The sequence below is a fragment of the Bacillus sp. FJAT-45037 genome, assembly GCF_002797325.1.
Taxonomy (GTDB): Bacteria; Bacillota; Bacilli; order Bacillales; family Bacillaceae_D; genus Alkalihalophilus.
Genome location: NZ_KZ454938.1, coordinates 3179048 through 3198298, shown reverse-complemented (window position 1 = coordinate 3198298; position 19251 = coordinate 3179048). Strand labels below are relative to the sequence as shown.

The window sequence follows — 19251 nt, the reverse complement described above, 5'->3', positions numbered from 1 at the left end:
CAACCTTAAGGAGGCGTTTATATGATTAATGATAAACTTTTAACTGCGTTGAATGATCAAATGAACTACGAATTCTATTCTGCTCATACTTATATGGCTATGGCTGCTTATTGTTCATCTGAGAGTCTTGACGGATTCGCCAACTTTTTCTTAGTTCAAGCGGAAGAGGAACGCTTTCATGCCATGAAGTGCTATAACTTTATAAATGCCGTCGGAAAACGAGCAACCGTGGCTGGCTTTGAGACACCTAATAACTCATTCTCTTCTGTGCTAGATGTTTTTGAAAAAGCACTTCTTCAAGAAAAAGAAGTGACAAAGCGTATTTATCATTTATCTGACTTAGCCCTTGATGCAAGAGAACATGCCACGATTAACTTCTTAAAGTGGTTTATTGAGGAACAAGTGGAAGAGGAAGATCTGTTTGATGGCATTATCCACAAATTAAAACGAATTGACGATGACAGTAACGCGTTTTATATGATCGATGAGGAGTTTAGTAAGCGTTCGTTTACCCCTCCAGCATAATAGAAAAAACCCGACAAGCATCACCTCACATGAGGATGCTTTTGTCGGGATTTTTTAGTTTTCGAACTTTATTGTCATTTGTTTAATTACTTGTTCTTGCCCTTCTACAGGTGCATCCATTTGATTCGTTTCCACTGAAACGATGTCATCAACAACATCCATGCCTTCACGCACTTTCCCAAATCCCGCATAATCTCCGTCTAAATAAGGAGTATCATCAACCATAATGAAAAATTGGGAACCTGCAGAGTTGGGATCTTGAGATCTTGCCATTGAAAGTACTCCGCGATCATGACTCAAATCATTTTCAAACCCATTGCTACTAAACTCGCCTTCAATGGAATAACCAGGTCCACCGGAACCAGTGCCATCTGGATCTCCACCTTGAATCATAAATCCTGGAATCACACGATGGAACGTTAATCCGTCATAAAATCCGTCTTGAACGAGTGAAACAAAATTTTCTACCGTCTTCGGAGCAATCTCATGATACAGCTCCATCACGACCTCTTCCCCGTTTTCCATCTCCATCGTCACAACAGGCGTACCTTCCATAGGCTCTGCTACACTTGTATCCGTCTCTGGTTCTGTTTCTTCTCCTTGACCACATGCTGTCATGATAATCATGAAAAATACTGCGATACTCATTACTTTAAACCATTTTCCCATCTTATAGCCCTACTCTCTATTTTTGATTAAATTTCTTTTCTACATTTTCTAATGGTTCAATCGCTTGAGCGACGTTATAATGAGCTAGATCAATTTCCAAGTTTTCACCTGAAGCAAGTTTAGCTAACTCTGCTCCAAGGAAGGGTCCGACGGTTAATCCTGATGATCCAAGACCATTGGCTACAACAAGTCCGCCCCAATTAGGAACGTCCCCTATGATCGGAAGGAAGTTAGGTGCCACCGGTCTAAACCCTACCTTCGTTTCAACAACCGTCGCATCAGACAGCCCTGGCGCAACAGCAAGAGCCTTATCTAAAATTTCATACATTCCTCCCACAGTCGGTCTAAGGTCAAAGCCAACGTCATCCTCATGTGTGGCTCCAATGACAACTCGTCCATCATTAAACGAAAGGAGATATTGATTAGTGGGCGGCATGACAACGGGCCAAGAACCAACATCAAGATTTGCAAACTCTAAGTGGATAATTTGTGCTTTTTGTGGCTTGATTTTAAAGTGTATGCCAAGTGGTTCGAGTAATTCGTTTGCCCAGGCTCCTGTCGTGAGAATCACTTTGTCTCCCTCTAGGTCTTTTCCTCTAAATCGTACACCGTGCACTTTTTTTCCATCATGTAACAAACTAGCTTCCCCGTAATGAATTGTTGCTCCTAACTTCACTGCGGCAGATAAAAGAGCCTTTTTTAAAGCTTGACCATTTACGCGTGCAGCTCCACTAACATGAACCGCTTCATACCCCTCAGCTAGGAGTGGAAATAGTTTCTTTGTTTCCTCATGGTTTAATCGAGTAATTTTGCCGATCTCAGGCGCTTCCTGCAATCGCTTATGAGCACGCTCTTCCATCTTGTCTAGTTTACTAGAATCTGAATGTAAACCGATAGCCCCTACCCTTTCATAACCTGTATCACCTTCACCTAAATCTTCTAGTTCTTGAATCAACGATGGATAATATTTGGCGCCACCTTTTGCCAGCTGATACCATGCTTTGTTTCTGCGCTGTGTTAACCATGGGCAAACAATGCCAGCTGCTGCTTCAGTCGCTTGTCCTCGATCATTTCGTTCAATAACTGTCACATCACGACCTTCTTTAGCGAGATGGTAAGCGGTTGAAGCTCCAAGTATTCCTCCTCCAACTATAATATATCTTTTCATAACCACACCTTTTCTTTTTTTATCCTGACGATTATTTTACAGCAAACGATCATTGATCACAAACAATGCCAATAAAAAAACGAAACTGTCAATTAAACAGTTTCGTTTTTTTGATCGTATGCTTCCATCGCTTAAGCAAACCCACTTTTTTAAATTCCATATCTTCTAAATCTGGTGTGTATAGCTTATAACAGTTTTTTCCGTTGTACTTGGAGAAATACATCGCTGTATCGGCATGTTCAATCAACGTATCTTTATCTTCTCCATCATCAGGAAACATGCTGATGCCAATACTCAGAGAGATGTTTGCTTCTTTTTCGTTAATATTATAAGGTTTAGATACGTATTCAAGAATCCTTCTAGCGATCTCTTCTATTTCACCTTTACTCGTTTCTTCAAAAAGAACAATGAATTCGTCTCCACCAATTCGAGCGACTAGATCCTCTTCTCTAATACTTTCATTCAATCGACTGACTACTTCTTTTAATAACGTATCTCCTGCATCATGACCCATCGTGTCGTTGACCACTTTAAAATCATCTAAATCAATAAACATAATCGAAAAATTGTGATCATGACGCTTCGATCTTGCTAACGCTTTTTCAATTTGACGGTCAAGTGACTTTCGATTAGGCAGATCCGTCAATTCATCGTGATAAGCCATTTGTTTTAATTCAAACTCTAAATTTTTGCGAACCGTAATATCAACCATCTGACCGACAATTTTCTCTATATGTCCCGCTTCGTTATGAATGGGGGTAGCCATCCGCAACACCCATCTTAGGCCTTTTACGGGGTGTATGATCTTAAATTCTATTTTTGAAGGTTGCCCTTTTTTTAACAATCGATCAGCTTCCTCTACAGCTAAACGATCTTTGGTATCGACCATCTCTTTCCATATTTCTGGTTGATTTTTATACTCGAAAAAAGGTAATCCAAACAACTCTTCGATCCCAGTAGATAAATACAAAGTATTTGTCGTAAGAGTTCTATAGAATACCGCGCCCTCTAATGAATCAAAGAGCTGTTCGTATTCTGTATTCTTTTCTAGAACCTCACGATAATCTTTTTCTTTCGATTGGTATCTTGTATTTAATTGTTTTAATTCTTCCACAGATTTATCATAATGATGGCCAATCCAAAAAATGAAAGGAAAGGTGACAAACGTTAGATACGCGACTATACTTCCTCCTCCAATTAGAGTGATGAGTATAATCACAATAATAGAGAAAATGGCAATCAGTCTACCTAGCTTGTTCATACTAGCACCAAATTTCTTTTTAAGATAATGACTCTGACCTTTATTATAGCGTATTTACGACAAAATTCTACACTAATCCTTTTAGTCAGTTTCATTAATCCATATTCCCTAAAACTTTTTTCTTAAACCATTTATGATTAGATCCCCCTCTATCACAAAGATATTTACGGTTTAATCCTTACTCTTGTGCCGTTTGGGACAATTGACCCGAGTTCATTTACATCAAAATTATACATTCGAATACACCCCCTAGAAACAGCTTGACCAATAGAATCCGGTTCATTCGTACCATGGATGCCATAACTTTTTTTCGACAAAGTTAGCCATAATGATCCGAATGGTCCTCCGGGGTTCGGTTGCCGATTCAAGATGATAAAATCACCGAGTGGCGTGCCAAATAAAATCTGCCCAACCGCAATCGGATACAACTTCTGTAAAACACCATTTTCATATAAGGTTAATGTCCGTTCAGATACCGATACTTCGATAAAATAAGGGATAGTGTCTGGGTCAGGTATGCCTGGAATCGTAATAGCTTGCCCAACATAAATGAGATTGGGATCGGTAATGTTATTCGCCTGCATGATCGCTACAAAAGGTGTGCGAAAATCTTCTGAAATAGAAAATAGCGTTTCACCGGGTTGAACAATATGTTGATACATAAAAAAACCTCCCACATATATAAGTAACAATATATCTTATGTATAAAGAGGCGTTAGTTTGTGTAAATCCATAAAAATAACACATTTACGCATAGAAAAAAGACGCCACTTATCCACCATCGGATTCATTGTAGCGTCTTACTAAATTATAGTTTATCGTTTTTCTTATTCATTCTAATTACAATAATCAAGAGTGCAATAACAAACACACACAATCCAATTGCTAAAGGATTAGCTAATAGGTACTGAATTAAAGACATTTGTCTTGCATCAGCAATTGTAATTGATCGTGTCAAATTCCGCTCAATGAGTGGTCCAAGTACAACTCCGATAATAATTGGTGCTAGGGGAACATCCATCTTTTTAAAGAACGCTCCAAGAACACCTAGGATAATTGCTATTAGTACATCATAGAGACTATTACGTAAACTGTACGCTCCAAACAATGCAAATACTAGAACAGTAGGAACGATGTACTCCATCTTCACTTTTAAAATATAAGAAAAATACTTGATACCAAATGCCCCAATTACAGCCATGGCAATTACCGTTAATAACATTCCATATAAGAAGGTATATGCTACATCTGGCCTTGTAACAAATAAATCAGGACCTAAAACAATTCCGTGAATGATTAATGCTCCTGCAATAATAGCAGTCGTTGGACTTCCTGGTACACCTAATGCAAGGAGGGGAACCATTGAACTTCCTACCGTTGCATTATTGGCCGTTTCTGCTGCAATAATGCCTTCAGTGTTACCTTTTTCAAATTGATCTCTCTTTTTTGAAACTCGCTTCGCTTCACCATACGACATAAAAACAGCTAGCGTCGTCCCTACACCTGGCAAAAGACCAATACATGTCCCAATAAAACCAGACTTCAGAACTAACCATTTCTGTCTAATGATATCTTTTATTACGGTCATTCTCTTAATCGATTGATCTTTGTATGTGTCTAATTCATTAGTTTTCTTACCAATATTTAAAAACATTTCAGCGAAACAAAATAGACCTAACACAATGGGAATAACAGAAATACCTGAACGAAGTGAAACTTGGTCAAAAGTAAAACGTTCTACTCCAAGAGCCATATCCATTCCAATCGTACTGATGAATAAACCTAGCAATGCTGCAAATAACGATTTGTAAAGATTATTCCCTGCAATAGCACCGATTATGACCAACCCGCTTAATGAAATGAAAAACATCTCTGCTGGTCCAAATTTCAGTGCGAAATTTGCTAATGGCGGTGTAAATAATATAAGAACTAATACACCAATTAGTCCACCAAACATACTTGAAAATATTGAATAATAAAGGGCTTCTTTCGCTCTCCCTTGCCTAGTTAATGGATAACCTTCCATTGCTGCTGGAGCAGCAACAATGTCACCTGGTACATTTAATAAGATCGCCGTAATTGAACCACCATACATCCCTCCCATATAGATGCCGCCTAGTAAGAGTATACCTATTTGCGGTTCCATAGTGAAAGTTAACGGTAATAGTAGAGAGATTCCAATTGCCCCGTTCAAACCAGGTATTGCACCAACAATAATCCCAATTAAAACACCGAAAAAGACGATGAATAAAACACTAGGAGAGAGTATATTTAGAAATATTTGAAGTGCATCCATAATGAACCTCCCTCAGTAAATAAAAACATAAACATGCTTAAGGGGTGATCATCCAGTCAAAAAGTCACATCTTCTTGACTGGATGCTTTCCCATTAAATATTAGAAACTACCCTCGTTGTTTTCGATTAACGGAAGAAGCGTCTCGTTTGATTGCTCTAAATACTCGTTAAGATCATCATGGTTTAGGTAACGGTATGGTAATGTAGCATTCATAAACTTCTGTTGGAAATCTTCATTTTCGCTTAAGCTGTCTAGTGCATTTACTAGCTCTTCTCTCACTTCATCTGGAATGCCCGCTGGAGCGACAAGAACACGCGTCACACCTAATTGTAAATCGTAACCTTGCTCTTTAAATGTTGGGTATTCATCAAACAGTTCAAGACGCTCACTTCCTGCGTAACCAAGCGGTTGTCCACCAGCATCGACAATTTGTTGAGCTGCTGTAATTGATGAAGAAGCTACATCAATATGTCCACCTAATAATGCATTAATTAACTCTCCACCACCGTCATATGTTACTGGAGTAACGTCAACATCTGCTTCGTTTTCAAAAGCAAGAACTTTTAATAAGCCTAATGCTCCTGACTCACCTACTGTTACACTTCCAGGATTGGCATTTGCTTGTTCAATAAATTCCTCTACTGTATTAAATTCTGTATTCGGTCCTACAAATAATGCATGTGGAACATCATCATAGGCTGCAAGATATTCGAAGCTATCATATGAAAAATCTGTATTACCTGTATGCTCTAAAATGAAATTATCGGGATAACCAAATAGTCCTAATGTATATCCATCCGCGTCACTTCTAGCAATCTCTGAGATCCCAATCTCACCGCCTGCCCCTTCACGATTCACTACATTAATTTGTCTACCTAATTCATCACTTAGAGAATCAGCAATCATGCGGGCAACAGTATCTCCACCTCCACCTGCACTGTAAGGTACGATAATTTGAATATTTTTCGAAGGATAATCTCCTCCTGACCCTTCACTCACTTCTCCTCCATTTGTTTCTTGAGACTCAGAACCACATCCAGCTAAAATCCCCACTGACAACAATGTTGCACTTAAAGCATACATAAATTTTTTCATATCGAATTCTCATCCCCTTATATAATTTATATAGCCTTTTTTATAGGCTAATTTTTAAATTAACAACCGTTTATTTAGAAAATTTCAAACAATGAACCTTGAGGTGTTGGTAAGTTTAAAAGCAATGTGAACAATACATACATAAAACTAGTTACAATTCCAGCAAACACAATGGCCTTCAATGATAAACGCTTCGTGATTTTTTGTTGATTTGTTCTGTAGTTTTGATAGAAGAAAACCGTAATCACAAGAAGAAATGACGTCACATAAAAACCAAACAAGATCAATGAAAAATAAGCTAGAACTAAAATCAAACCTGGTATGAGTATTTGAAAAACAATGACCTGTCTATCAAGATCGTTCTCCACTCGCTTACCTGATTTATCTCTCTTAATGATCGTATCTACGATCATTAAGACACCTGTGATTCCTAAACCAATAATAATTAATTTAGGAAATAAAGCTGATTGATTCGGTAACTCACCTGTTTGGGTCCAAGCAAAAGCTGAAAAAATAAGAATAATAATTCCTAAAACAATATTCGAGTTGATGATCATCACCCCCTAAATCAAAAAACCACTGATTAGTTTTTCTTGACTACTTCATGTCCACCAAACTCGTTTCTCAAAGCTGCAACAACTTTCCCTGTGAACGTATCATCTTCTAACGAGCGGTACCTCATCATTAGGGATAGGGCAATTACAGGAGCTGCTGTTTGTAGGTCTAATGCTGTTTCAACTGTCCATTTTCCTTCACCTGATGAATTCATAATCCCTTTTATTTCATCAAGCTTTGCATCTTTTCTAAAAGCATTCTCTGTTAATTCCATTAGCCAAGAACGTATTACTGACCCATGGTTCCATACTTTCGCTACTTTTTCATAATCATACTCAAATGGGCTCTTTTCTAAGATATCGAACCCTTCTGCAATCGCTTGCATCATTCCGTATTCAATCCCATTGTGAATCATTTTTAAGAAGTGACCACTTCCTAAAGCTCCTGCATATAAACAACCATCTTCTATCGATAAATCTTCAAAGACTGCTTCCACTCGATTAAATGCATCTTTATTTCCACCAACCATTAAACAGGCTCCATGACGAGCTCCTTCTACACCACCACTGGTACCAACATCTAAAAGATGAATATGTTTCTCTTCTAGGAACGCTCCTCTTTTCAAACTCTCTTTGTAATTAGAATTGCCTCCATCAATAATCGAATCATCTTCATCTAATAGATTAGCTAATGTTCTAATGACTTGATCTGTCACATCACCAGCAGGTACCATCACCCAGATTGTACGTGGGGTCTCAAGCTTTTCGATGAGCTCCTCTATACTATTGACACCCGTAGCTCCTTCTTCAGTAACATCTGACACAGTCTTTTCATTAACGTCGTATGCAACAACTTGGTGATTATGATCTAATAAATTAAGTGCTAGATTATAGCCCATTTTCCCAAGTCCAATTAATCCAATTTGCATGATATCACTCCCTATATCTTTTTTGAAAGCGTTTGCTTTTGTCTCTGAAACTAATTATACGCAAAAAAATTTCTTTTACAACATTTTTATGAAAAAATATTTTTCTTAACTATTCTTTTTAAATAAATAATTGTATAATAAGGGCGCTTACCCATCTATACTTTTGTCTGAAGTAGATTTTAGGAGTTGATCTTGTGATTAATTTTGATCAAAAAGATTATTGCCGATATAAAGTGAAAGCGCTCTATCATGAGTTTAGAGAAAAAGAAAAGAAAATTGCAGATTACGTATTGGAACACCCTGAGGAAATTATTCACTCATCTATAAGTCAAGTTGCTGATAATTTAAATGTTGCTGAATCTACCGTTTTTAGATTTTGTAAGAGAATTGGATTCAAAGGATATCAAGCTATGAAAATCGCCTTGGCTTCTGAGATAGTTACTGGAATTAACAATATACATGAAGCTATTGAAGAAGGTGACGATGAAAAGAGCGTGACCGAAAAAGTATTCCGATCAAATGTCGGTACACTTGAAGAAACCCTCTCTATCTTAAACGAGGACGTATTTCGAAATTGTGTCGAATCTCTAGTAGCAGCTAAACGAATCGAATTTTACGGCAATGGAGGATCTGGTATTGTTGCGATGGATGCTCACCACAAATTTATGAGAACAGGTATCCCATCAATTTCTTACAATGACTCACACTTTCAAGTCATGTCAGCCTCTCAACTTAGCGAAGAAGATGTCGTCATTCTTATATCACATTCAGGTTCAAATCGTGATATTCTTCAAGCGTTAGATATTGCAAAGAATCAAGGTGCTACAACGATCGGCATTACCTCATTAGCAAAATCTCCTTTAAGTGATCGTGTTGACTATGCCCTATACACAGTATCAGAAGAAACAGAGTATCGCTCAGAAGCTCTTTCATCTCGCATTGCTCAACTAAGTTTAATTGATGCATTGTACGTTAATGTGAGTATACAAAGAAAAGAACAAGTAGAAGAGTCTCTTACAAAGATGAGAAAAGCGATTTCCATTAAGCGTTTGTAATCATAAGGATGGTGACGTATAATCATGACAAAAAAACTTGTAATTGGTGTAGACATTGGAACAACTAGTGCCAAATCCGTCCTTTTTGAGCAAAACGGAACCGTAGTAACTGAAAGTGAAAAACCCCTTTCAACGGTTCACCCCAAAAAAGGATGGGCTGAGCAGTGTCCTCTTGAAATTGAGAAAGCCGTCTTATCTACACTTCGGCAAGTCGTCGAACAAGCTACTAAAAGTGGACATCAAATTTCTTCTATTGGTCTCTCCGCTGCAATGCATACTCTTATTTGTGTTAATGAGAATTGGGAACCCCTCTCTCCCTCGATTATTTGGGCCGATGGAAGAAGTACCGAACAAGCTGAACGGATCAAGCAATCAGAGGTTGGACACCTACTTTATCAGCGAACAGGTACTCCAATTCACCCTATGTCTCCTTTTACAAAATTAATTTGGATGAAGGAAAATGAAAATAAGGCCTATCTTGAGGCAAAGCGCTTTGTATCCATAAAAGAATTCATTACAGGAAGATGGTTTCAGCAAGCTGCTGTTGATTATTCAACAGCTTCTGCAACAGGTCTGTTTAACATCCATGAGTTTACATGGGATCAAGTAGCTTTAGATCTTGCTGGAATTAAGATAGAGCAACTCTCAAAGCCCGTAGAGCCAACCTATCAATTTACTGGATTAAACCCAACTTTAGCTGTCCAACTAGGTCTTCCGCAGGATATTCCATTTGTCGCAGGAGGGAGCGATGGTGCATTAGCTAATATTGGACTCGGGGCTATACACCCGGGAGAAACAGCTTTGACAATCGGTACAAGTGGGGCCATACGTCAATTTTCTCATACCCCAGTCCTTAACAAGAACCAATCAACCTTCTGTTATGCGTTCTCAAAAAATTCCTGGATCGTCGGAGGTCCATCTAATAACGGTGGAAATATTTTAAATTGGGTCCGTTCGATTTTTGAAGATGAACAGTTAAATGCGATGTCATACGAGAAGCTGTTTGAGATGATTGAGAGTGTTGAAGTCGGCTCAAATGGCTTATTATTTCTCCCTTTTCTCAATGGTGAACGTGCCCCCATTTGGAATTCCAACATTCGCGGATCTTATATCGGTCTTTCAATTGAGCACCAGAAAAAACATATCATTCGTTCTACTTTAGAAGGGATCAACCTAAACCTTCTCATGATCGATAATTTGGTCTCACAAAGTAACGAAGAAGAGCAGTCCATTTATGCAAGCGGTGGGTTTGCTCGTTCGTCTTGCTGGGTCCAGATGATCGCAAATATATTCGATAAAGAAGTAAGGCTACCAGAGTCTCACCAAAGTTCAGCATGGGGAGCAGCTTGGATTAGTTTGCTTTCTATTGGTGAAGTGGAAAGTCTGTCATCTATAAAAACATCTATTCCTTTCCAAACAGCCATACAACCTAATGAACATGAAAAACAATTATACAAAAGTATCTATAAAGAGTATAAGGAACTGTATGATCGATATAAAAATCTTTTTACGACTTAAAGAAAGGGCATCTACCTCATACGGTAGATGCCCTTTCGTCTTATAGTTATTGAACCGTATACCCACCATCCATGACCACAGCTTGTCCAGTCACACTTTTAGCTTTTTCACTTGCTAGAAACATCGCATAATCAGCTATTTCCTCTACTTCTAGTAGCCGCCTTTGTGGCACGAGTGGATAGATGACTTCTTCTAGCACTTTCTCAAGCTCTACACCACTTGCTTCGGCTAAATCTTGAAGTTGATCTAGTACTAATGGTGTATCTACGTAACCTGGACAGAGTGCATTTACCGTAATTCCATGCTCAACTCCTTCTAAGGCCGCCACTTTTGTCAGACCAATCACGCCGTGTTTGGCGCTATTATAGCCCGCTTTTCCAGCAAAACCAATTAAACCATTGATGGAAGAGATGTTTAAGACTCGACCAAACTTTTGCTTTTTCATTAGTGGAAACACAAGCTTTGTTGCAACAAACGGAGCTGTTAACATAATTTTGATCATAAATTCAAACTTGTCAGTAGGGAATTCTTCAAGAGGCGCTACATGTTGAATGCCTGCATTATTGATTAAGACATCAATTCTACCGTCGTTCATCAACGTATTTAATCTATGGTTTCAAAAAAAGAGAGCATTCTTCTTTTGAAGAACACTCTCGTTATCTTTGGCTTTCTATTTTTCAGCGTTGAACTATGTTATAGTGAAGAAAAGGAGGTCTGTTTATGCAACCGACTGAATGGACGTTACATAATAATAATCAGCAAATAAAGTTACTAGCTCATAAGATAACCATTTTTCAACAATGTAAGGTTGTTGAGTGTAGTGGTGCGAATAACCTTCGCTACTCTTTGTTTTTTTATAAAAACAAATTTTTAACGATACAACCTTTAGTGACAGGTGATCGAAGCTCATTTTTAGGGTTACTTAAACAAAAAGGTCATTGTATCAATGCTCCCAGTCCGATCATTTCACTCCTTCTCTCTGACTCATCATCGGTAAAGATTGACTCAATCAATCAACTCCTGTCAAAAATCACTAAACAATATTCGCTGTTGGACTCATCCTTAATCTTGTCTTACTTCGATTCTTATATTCCACAAGAACAATTAAATACACGATTAAAAGAAGCCTTCTTTAGCTATCGTCGCGACGGAAAATTACTAGGCGCCTTTCGGTTGGCTAAATTGCTACTTACTAGAGGATATAAAGATACGTGGGTAACAAGCGCAATTAAACATGCCGATTACTCTGATTCCAAAGCCCATTTCCAAGCCCCTCTTTCTAAATTGTTAGAAACAGAACCGCTCTATGCCGAACAACAATCTTTCTCTCACAATTACTACGAAACGTTATTAACACTTTATCAACAACAAAACCGTATCATTGACCCTCTTATTATCTATGTAAAGAAATTTCGTGAAGATCCAACTCCTTCAGCTTGCGAAGAGCTAATAAAAGGCTTAACTACTCATTTATCAGCTAAAGAGGCTTTGCTTATCCAACAATCCCTTCTGTCTCATGTACCACCGACATCTGGCTTACATCAACACGTATATCAACAGCTAATGAATGACCATAATTATAACGGTGCGGCTGATGTACTTTTTAATTATTCCTTTTCATTATCTGAAAAAGAAGCCGCCAAGTTACTTGAGTTATTTACACATGTTTCCCTATCAAAGATTAGCCCATCTTTGCAGGCAATCTCTGAACGATTACTTCCTTTTGCTCATCAATCCCCACAAACTTTTGAACACATAATCAAAGCTACCCTTCCCGATCTTTTGGACCGCTATAGCTTAGCGGATATTCACACCCACTTTCAGGAAAGTAGTGAGGTTGATCAACTACCGATTATCTCCAAAATTCAAGAAATGGTTCATCTAATGGATGATACCGATAACCAACTAACACTCGGAAAACTTTATTTTGATTTTCAACAATATGAGAAAGCGATTGAATGCTTTAGCTGGGAAATGGAGCTACGCCCTCAACAAACAGAGCCTATCCAATGGCTTGTTAAAACCTATCAAAAAATGGGTAAACTAGAAGAAGTAGAATCGTATAACAACCTTTTAATACAGATGAAACAATCATCCTAATTAACAAAAAAAGGTCGGTGAAACTAGGCTTCTCTCCTAAATTTCACCGACCTTTTTAAATTGTTCTTTCATTTTTTATCAGCGTCGTGTGTTTGGAACAATATGATTCATGATAAAAACAAAGCCTCTTAAGGTAGTAAATCCTTAAGAGGCTTTGTTAATTAGATTATATAGTAAATCGACATAAACATCAGTCAGTCAATTACTCAACTGTTACACTTTTTGCCAGATTACGTGGTTTATCTACGTCACAATCACGGTGAAGAGCTGCGAAGTAAGAAATCAACTGCATTGGAATTACACTCACTAACGGTGTTAGGAATTCATGCACAGCCGGTAATACGAATGCATCGTCTTCCTCTTCCATTCCTTCCATACTAATGATGCAAGGGTAAGCTCCACGTGCTGCTACTTCTTTTACATTTCCACGAATGCTTAAGTTAACATGCTTTTGTGTCGCGAGGGCAATCACTGGTGTTCCTTCTTCAATCAAAGCAATCGTTCCGTGCTTTAACTCGCCACCAGCAAATCCTTCTGCTTGGATATAGGAGATCTCTTTTAACTTAAGAGCACCCTCTAGTCCTACATAGAAATCAACTGCACGGCCAATGAAGAAACAGTTACGAGTAATCGTTAAATAATCACGAGCAACTTTTTCTAGTTGTTCTTTTTGTGCTGTCAATGTTTCCATTGCATTTGCAACAATCGCTAACTCTTGTAGAGGATCAAAATCCAGCTCGAGTCCTTTTGCTTTTGCCGTATCGACTGCAAGTAGAGTAAGAACAGCCATTTGCGCTGTATAGGCTTTTGTAGATGCGACTGCAATTTCTGGTCCTGCATACGTATGAAGTGTGAAGTCCGCTTCACGCGATAACGTTGAACCCGGAACATTTGTAATCGTTAATGCTTGGTGACCGCGCTTTTTCACGTCGACTAATACACCGCGAAGATCCGCTGTTTCACCACTTTGAGAAATAAAGATAAAGAGTGGGTTTTCCGAGATTAAAGGCATGTTATACAAGAATTCACTTGCAATGTGAACCTCTACTGGACGTTGTGCAATCTTTTCAATTAATTGCTTACCGACAAGACCTGCGTGGTAGCTTGTTCCTGCGGCAATAATATAAATACGATCTGATCCTTTCATCGCTGCACGAATATTATCGTCAAGGCGAACAGAACCATCTTCGTTTTGGTATTTTTGAATGATGTTACGAATAACAAACGGTTGCTCATCAATTTCTTTTAGCATGAAGTGAGGGTACGTTCCTTTTTCAATATCGCTTGCATCAAGCTCTGCTGTATAAGGTTCACGTGCCATAATCGTACCATCAAGTGTTTTGATTGTAATCGCATCGCGTGTCACGATTACAAGCTCTTCATCCATGATTTCAAGAAATTGATTTGTTACTTGAAGCATCGCCATAGCATCTGAAGCAATCACATTCGCATCTTCTCCGACACCAATTAATAATGGGCTTTTGTTCTTCCCAACATAAACGATCTCTGTATTGTCATTATCTAAAAGAGCTGTTGCATATGAACCTTTTAATAATGAAAGAGTGTGACGAAATGCCGTTTCAATTGCCATACCTTCTGCGACAAACTTCTCTACTAACTGAACAATAACCTCTGTATCCGTATCACTCGTTAATTGAATTTGTGATAGATGCTCACGCTTTAATTGCTCATAGTTCTCAATGACACCATTATGAACGATTGTGAAGCGCTCTGTTGTACTTTGATGCGGATGCGCGTTCTTGCGGCTAGGCTCACCATGCGTTGCCCAACGTGTATGTCCAATTCCTACTGTCGCGTCAACTTTAGAATCAACCACTTCACGCAAAGCTGCAATCCGTCCTTTTTCTTTAAATACGTGCACACCGCTCTCATTAGCTACAGCAATTCCAGCTGAATCATAACCACGGTACTCAAGTTTCTCTAGTCCACGTAATAAAATTTCCTTTGCATCTTTTGTACCAATATATCCAACAATACCACACATAATAAATGACCTCCTGAAGTCAGGGGCAAGGACCGTTTGGGGCGCACTTGCCCCCACTCTTTTCGTTAAAATTATAGTGGCATGTTGCCTCTGATTTTGTCCAAAGAGTCACCCCTTTGTTTTTTACAGAAGCTTAACGGCTGTCATGCTTACAACCGAAGGGCATCCGCCGATGATCGATAAACCCTCTCCTCGTCAACTACACAGATTTCCCGTCCAACTGTGTAGTTCAGGCGCTTTTTATTTTTCTCATATGTCAACCTCTACCCTCCCTTTCCTAATTACACACAATATCATACAAGAATGTTGTCTGAACGTCAATCATTGGTAAACGCTTTACACTTTTTTGATTAATTAGAGTGGAAGTACTTGCATTACTTAAAAAATATGCATGAGGAGTCCAAACCGTTCCCTCCTCATGCATGTCTAATTACTCAGTCAAGCCCATTTCTGCTTCTACTACTTTGGTAATCTCGGTCACATATTGCTCACATTGTTCTTCTGTCTTCGCTTCAACCATGACACGTACAAGAGGCTCTGTTCCTGAAGGGCGTACAAGTACACGACCATTGCCAGCCATATCCTCTTCTACTTTCTCAATCGCTTTGCGGACTTGCTCATTATCTGTCACAGCATATTTATCCGTCACACGCACATTAACAAGTGTTTGTGGGAATGTTACCATTTCAGCTGCTAACTCTGACAACTTACGTCCCGTTGCTTTCATGATGTTCACAAGTTGCAACGCAGATAACATCCCGTCCCCTGTTGTGATGTGGTCTAAGAAAATAATATGACCAGACTGCTCTCCACCTAAGTTAAACCCACCTTTACGCATCTCTTCCATTACGTAACGATCGCCAACTCCTGTTTGCTTTGTCTCAATACCAGCTTCTTCAAGTCCTTTATAAAATCCAAGGTTACTCATAACTGTTGAAACAACTGTACCGTGATTTAACCAGCCTTGCTCTTTCATATACTTTGCACAGATAAACATGATTTGATCCCCATCGACCAGTTGACCTTTTTCATCAACTGCAATCAGGCGATCAGCATCCCCATCAAAGGCAAGTCCTACTTGTGCTCCTTTTTCAACTACTAGTTCAGCAAGCTTTTCAGGATGCGTCGAACCACAGCCTTCATTAATGTTTACACCATTTGGTGATGTACCCATTGTTGAGATATCGGCTTCAAGGTCTGCAAATAGATGGGCTGCAAGTGAAGAGGCTGCACCGTGCGCACAATCAAGCGCAATGTGAATGCCTGAGAAATCATCTTGTACTGTTTGTTTAAGGAATTGAAGATATTTTTGACCACCTTCAAAGTAGTCATTCACTTGACCGATACCATCACCTGTTGGTCTAGGTAGATTATCTTCTGCTTGGTCGAGTAATTGTTCTATTTCTTTTTCCTGTTCATCTGTTAATTTAAAACCATCTGGACCAAAAAACTTAATGCCGTTATCAGGTACTGGATTATGTGACGCTGAAATCATGACCCCAGCGTTAGCACTCAATGCTTTTGTTAAGTATGCGACACCTGGTGTAGAAATCACACCTAAGCGCATCACCTCAGCTCCAATTGAAAGAAGTCCAGCAACAAGTGCACTCTCTAGCATTTCACCTGAAATTCTTGTGTCACGCCCAATGATAACACGGGGTTTTTCTGTTTGTTTTGTGAGCACATAACCTCCCATTCTTCCTAGTTTAAAGGCAAGTTCAGGTGTAAGTTCTTTATTTGCTACACCTCTAACTCCATCTGTACCAAAATATTTTCCCATTATCAATTCTCTCCTTCAATCGGTCATTCATCAGAACTTGTCTGGTCTATGACTACGATGTTTACATTTGTTTTGCTCACACTAAATCGAATATTTTGTGGTCCGTTTATTTGAATAGGTACAGAATGTTCGCCCTCACTAAGTCCGCTCACATCTGCATATACTTGGATATCATCGACCGAAAACTGATCAAGGTTGGCTTCGGTTGCATGTGCGACAATGGAGATCGTATCTTCTTGCCCTTCTGCAAGATCGACTAGAAGTCCTGCATTTCTACCAAGTAATTCAATCGACACATCTGACCACTGTCTCGATTTTTCTTCTGCGACTTCAACATCTATTACAACTGTCTCAGGCTCCACTTGTTGAACACCAGGTGGAATTGGAACCTCCATTGAGTAGGTTTCATTTTCATTGATGTCACTCAAATCGAGCGACAAGCCTTCTAGCACATTGATTGAATCAATCACATCATAAGGCCCATAGATCACTACTTCTTTTGGTGTCATATTGATTCGTTCAATACTTAGACCATTCTCCAATTCGCCTTCTCGTGAAATTCGAATCGGAATGCTTTTATTTGGGCTCGTAATAGGTACTTTCACATCCACAATGCCTGGCTCAACATCAAGGTGAAGCTCATTTCCGTTACTGTCATAGAGCTTAACTGGCACCGCTTCTTCTATCATCTTATTCGCATCTGTCACATCGACGTACGCTTTCGATTCAGCAACCTGTCCTGCGATTTCACGTGCAGCGGTAATCGTTACGTTAACTGGTGACACTAAAGGTGTACCAACAGAATACCCTTCTTCAACGGCTTCAGCATTTACAACTTCAACTTCAACAGGAATTGAAACGGTTTGTTTTTCCTGCAGCTCTACTCTGACAAACTGTGGAACAATCGAAACCGCTAAATCTCCTGGGAACCCTCGATGTTGTACACCTAGAGTATGGACTCCTTCTTCGCGTTCTGATACATCAACAAACACTTCATAGTCTGGTCTCATCAATTGAAACATAGCAATCGCACTTTGAGATCCACTTAATTTCACTTGAACATGTTCAGTCTGATCAATAATCGCGTAATTATCTTCATCATAAAGAACACTCACTTCTACTTCTTCTAACGTAGACGTACGGTCGCTTAATGAAGGTAGTACACCTGGCTGACTCGTCAAGTCATCGATATTGACCATTGTAAAGAGCATTAATGCAATAAAGAAAGAAATGATTTTCACAAACCAATGACTATTAAATAATTTATCCATTCTTCTTCCCCCCCCATTTCCAGCGAGAAGATGATTGTTGTTTCGATTCAATTAACAGTTCACTTTCTAATAATCCTCTTAGCTGCTCTTCATCTAAGTCACGATGCAATTCACTGTTCTTTGTTAACGAGATCGCTCCCGTTTCTTCCGAGACAATGATCGTTAAGCAATCAGTAACCTCACTTACTCCTAGTGCTGCACGGTGTCGAGTCCCTAATTCCTTTGAAATAAAAGGATTCTCTGAAAGAGGTAAGTAGCAAGCAGCAGCAAGAATCTTATCATCCTTTATAATCACAGCCCCGTCATGGAGCGGTGTATTCGGAATAAATGTATTTATTAGAAGTTCCGACGTTAGATCCGCTTTCATTGAAATACCTGTTTCAACGTAATCAGACATTCCTGTCTCTCGTTCAATCGACATTAATGCCCCAATTCGGCGCTTTCCCATATAAACAGAAGCCTTGACTATTCCATCAATTGTTTTTTGTATGGATTCCTCTTGCGGGACCGCTCTACTTGAGAACAATCGTCCACGACCTAACTGCTCAAGTGCTCGTCTCAATTCTGGTTGGAATATAATAATAATCGCTAACAAACCATAGGTTAATGTTTGAGACATAAGGAATTCAAGTGTTCTAAGTCCAAAAAATCGACTTAAAAACCACACGAGTAGAATGACTGTAATTCCTTTTACAAGTTGTACAGCTCGTGTCCCTCGAATAATCATGATGAGCTTGTACACAACATAGGTGACAAGCAATATATCTACAACCTGCCCAATATACTTGAGCCACGTATAATCCTCAAATGGAAACATGGCATATCCTCCAAACCATTAGCATTCATTTACTTATCCTGCTCGTGCACTGTTATCATTTTAAACAACTTCACCCTATCCAAACCAAATTTCAATGAATAGCTCTTTATAATTATCAACTGCCTTATTATATCATAAATTAACCAAGTCGTTTCATTCTCGTTTTGTGCTACTTTTACAGACTTAAAGGCCTTGAAAAATAAAAAG

16 protein-coding genes and 1 pseudogene are annotated in these 19251 nt (G+C 38.9%); 4 read left to right on the top strand and 13 right to left on the bottom strand.

Annotated features, from left to right (window positions below):
- Nucleotides 1-21 precede the first annotated feature (21 nt).
- The gene (locus CDZ88_RS16265) at nucleotides 22-525 is read left to right on the top strand and encodes a ferritin (RefSeq protein WP_100374500.1); all 504 of its coding nucleotides are present in this window, start codon (nucleotides 22-24) and stop codon (nucleotides 523-525) included.
- 54 nt (nucleotides 526-579) lie between these two features.
- Here CDZ88_RS16265 and CDZ88_RS16260 read toward each other — a convergent pair whose 3' ends face one another.
- The 8 genes from CDZ88_RS16260 to gnd all read right to left on the bottom strand — a co-directional run bounded on the left by CDZ88_RS16260 (nucleotide 580) and on the right by gnd (nucleotide 8498).
- Nucleotides 580-1194 (bottom strand): peptidylprolyl isomerase, encoded by a 615-nt coding sequence (locus tag CDZ88_RS16260; protein ID WP_100374499.1) that lies wholly within the window; start codon nucleotides 1192-1194, stop codon nucleotides 580-582.
- Nucleotides 1195-1210: 16 nt separating this feature from the next.
- Nucleotides 1211-2362 (bottom strand): NAD(P)/FAD-dependent oxidoreductase, encoded by a 1152-nt coding sequence (locus CDZ88_RS16255; protein ID WP_100374498.1) that lies wholly within the window; start codon nucleotides 2360-2362, stop codon nucleotides 1211-1213.
- 88 nt (nucleotides 2363-2450) lie between these two features.
- Nucleotides 2451-3623: a sensor domain-containing diguanylate cyclase gene (locus tag CDZ88_RS16250; protein WP_100374497.1), complete on the bottom strand. Its 1173-nt coding sequence runs from the start codon at nucleotides 3621-3623 to the stop codon at nucleotides 2451-2453.
- Between the two features lie 164 nt (nucleotides 3624-3787).
- The gene (locus CDZ88_RS16245; protein ID WP_100374496.1) at nucleotides 3788-4285 is read right to left on the bottom strand and encodes a L,D-transpeptidase family protein; all 498 of its coding nucleotides are present in this window, start codon (nucleotides 4283-4285) and stop codon (nucleotides 3788-3790) included.
- A 146-nt stretch (nucleotides 4286-4431) separates the two neighbouring features.
- The gene (locus CDZ88_RS16240; RefSeq protein ID WP_100374495.1) at nucleotides 4432-5919 is read right to left on the bottom strand and encodes a tripartite tricarboxylate transporter permease; all 1488 of its coding nucleotides are present in this window, start codon (nucleotides 5917-5919) and stop codon (nucleotides 4432-4434) included.
- Nucleotides 5920-6019: 100 nt separating this feature from the next.
- A complete protein-coding gene (locus tag CDZ88_RS16235; RefSeq protein ID WP_198507876.1) occupies nucleotides 6020-7015 on the bottom strand; it encodes a tripartite tricarboxylate transporter substrate binding protein in 996 nt (331 codons plus the stop codon).
- Nucleotides 7016-7089: 74 nt separating this feature from the next.
- Nucleotides 7090-7572, bottom strand: a complete 483-nt coding sequence (locus CDZ88_RS16230) for a tripartite tricarboxylate transporter TctB family protein (RefSeq protein ID WP_100374494.1) — start codon at nucleotides 7570-7572, stop codon at nucleotides 7090-7092.
- 26 nt (nucleotides 7573-7598) lie between these two features.
- On the bottom strand, nucleotides 7599-8498 hold the full coding sequence (gene gnd, locus CDZ88_RS16225; protein WP_100374493.1) for a phosphogluconate dehydrogenase (NAD(+)-dependent, decarboxylating): 900 nt from the start codon (nucleotides 8496-8498) through the stop codon (nucleotides 7599-7601).
- 197 nt (nucleotides 8499-8695) lie between these two features.
- Here gnd and CDZ88_RS16220 point away from each other — a divergent pair, with 197 nt between their 5' ends.
- Both CDZ88_RS16220 and CDZ88_RS16215 read left to right on the top strand, forming a co-directional pair.
- Complete coding sequence (locus CDZ88_RS16220; protein WP_100374736.1) at nucleotides 8696-9553, top strand: MurR/RpiR family transcriptional regulator; 858 nt, start codon at nucleotides 8696-8698, stop codon at nucleotides 9551-9553.
- Between the two features lie 24 nt (nucleotides 9554-9577).
- On the top strand, nucleotides 9578-11071 hold the full coding sequence (locus CDZ88_RS16215) for a gluconokinase (RefSeq protein WP_100374492.1): 1494 nt from the start codon (nucleotides 9578-9580) through the stop codon (nucleotides 11069-11071).
- A gap of 46 nt (nucleotides 11072-11117) precedes the next feature.
- Here the strand turns inward: CDZ88_RS16215 and CDZ88_RS16210 are convergent.
- Nucleotides 11118-11657 (bottom strand): annotated as a pseudogene (locus CDZ88_RS16210) (3-hydroxybutyrate dehydrogenase); the annotation flags it as partial.
- 134 nt (nucleotides 11658-11791) lie between these two features.
- On the opposite strand from CDZ88_RS16210, the gene CDZ88_RS16205 reads away from it, so the two are divergent.
- Complete coding sequence (locus CDZ88_RS16205) at nucleotides 11792-13171, top strand: hypothetical protein (RefSeq protein WP_100374491.1); 1380 nt, start codon at nucleotides 11792-11794, stop codon at nucleotides 13169-13171.
- A gap of 202 nt (nucleotides 13172-13373) precedes the next feature.
- Here CDZ88_RS16205 and glmS read toward each other — a convergent pair whose 3' ends face one another.
- From glmS to cdaA, 4 genes are all read right to left on the bottom strand, one after another.
- Nucleotides 13374-15176: a glutamine--fructose-6-phosphate transaminase (isomerizing) gene (glmS, locus tag CDZ88_RS16200; protein ID WP_100374490.1), complete on the bottom strand. Its 1803-nt coding sequence runs from the start codon at nucleotides 15174-15176 to the stop codon at nucleotides 13374-13376.
- Nucleotides 15177-15606: 430 nt separating this feature from the next.
- A complete protein-coding gene (glmM, locus tag CDZ88_RS16195) occupies nucleotides 15607-16956 on the bottom strand; it encodes a phosphoglucosamine mutase (RefSeq protein ID WP_100374489.1) in 1350 nt (449 codons plus the stop codon).
- Nucleotides 16957-16979: 23 nt separating this feature from the next.
- Nucleotides 16980-18227 carry a CdaR family protein gene (locus CDZ88_RS16190; protein WP_100374488.1) on the bottom strand — a complete coding sequence of 416 codons (1248 nt, stop codon included), beginning with the start codon at nucleotides 18225-18227 and terminating at the stop codon, nucleotides 16980-16982.
- The gene (cdaA, locus tag CDZ88_RS16185; RefSeq protein WP_100374487.1) at nucleotides 18220-19044 is read right to left on the bottom strand and encodes a diadenylate cyclase CdaA; all 825 of its coding nucleotides are present in this window, start codon (nucleotides 19042-19044) and stop codon (nucleotides 18220-18222) included. The genes CDZ88_RS16190 and cdaA overlap by 8 nt, the downstream gene beginning before the upstream one ends.
- Nucleotides 19045-19251 lie beyond the last annotated feature (207 nt).